Origin of the sequence: Corynebacterium sp. HMSC078A10, from assembly GCF_001811565.1 — a bacterium.
Taxonomy (GTDB): domain Bacteria; phylum Actinomycetota; class Actinomycetes; order Mycobacteriales; family Mycobacteriaceae; genus Corynebacterium; species Corynebacterium hesseae.
This window is the reverse complement of the sequence record NZ_KV805219.1, coordinates 1-331: the sequence shown is the minus strand read 5'-3', so window position 1 is coordinate 331 and position 331 is coordinate 1.

The window sequence follows — 331 nt, the reverse complement described above, 5'->3', positions numbered from 1 at the left end:
GCCACAGGCCACCAGGTGGCCAGATCAACATCAACCTCGTTGAAGGAATGAAACACCGCCAACCACCACGGATGAACCCGAAACTATCCAAACCCCGGCCCAAACGCAGGCAACAACCATAAACCGCTAGAAGTGTCCAAGACCTCCATGGATTCCGTGTCCAAAAAGACACCGGACTCCATGTCCAAAAACCCTATGGACATAACATTACATAGCTAGACCCTATACCTAGAAGAAGAAATGCGATATCGAACAAATGCCCGCTTCCCATAAAACCAGCTAGCCCTCTCAAGTAATCGCCCCATTACGTTGTTGGCAGTTCCGCTTGAAG